Below are 468 nucleotides of genomic sequence, written 5' to 3'. Positions count from 1 at the left end.
GAACACAGCATCCATTTGATTTTTTGCAATCATCGCCCCAATTTCCTGATCGCCTCCTAGCGGCCCTGACTGGAACCGGGTAATTGGCAGTCCTGTAGCTTCACTGATTCTCGAACCTGTCGTTCCGGTCGCGAACAATGTGTGCTTGGCAAAAATGGTCTGGTAGGCAGTGGCAAATTGCACCAAGTCGTTCTTTTTTTTATCATGAGCAATTAAAGCAATATTCATAATTTGTCTCCTAATCTAAAATATTTTCAAGACCATAAACAAAATGATTTTGTTTCATGACTGTTTCAACAGCCACCTTCACCCCTGACATAAAGGAAGCTCTGTTATATGAATCATGACGAATTGTTAAGGTTTGTCCATCTGCTCCAAATAAAACCTGTTGATGGGCGATTAACCCTGGCAATCGGACAGAATGGATATGCATACCGTCATAATCAGCACCTCTTGCACCGTTTATAG

At 42.1% G+C, this 468-nt stretch carries 2 protein-coding genes; both read right to left on the bottom strand.

Going from position 1 to position 468, the window contains the following annotated elements; genetic code table 11:
- Positions 1-228, bottom strand: a 228-nt coding sequence (locus AC59HZ_RS03205) for a methylglyoxal synthase (RefSeq protein ID WP_496544434.1), incomplete at its 3' end; no start/stop codon positions are given.
- 10 nt (positions 229-238) lie between these two features.
- Positions 239-468, bottom strand: a 230-nt coding sequence (locus tag AC59HZ_RS03200) for a dihydrodipicolinate reductase C-terminal domain-containing protein (RefSeq protein ID WP_496544433.1), incomplete at its 5' end; no start/stop codon positions are given.

The organism is Neobacillus sp. DZ-9 (assembly GCF_059587065.1).
Note: the sequence above shows the minus strand (reverse complement) of the source record. Positions and strands in the feature narration are given on the sequence as shown.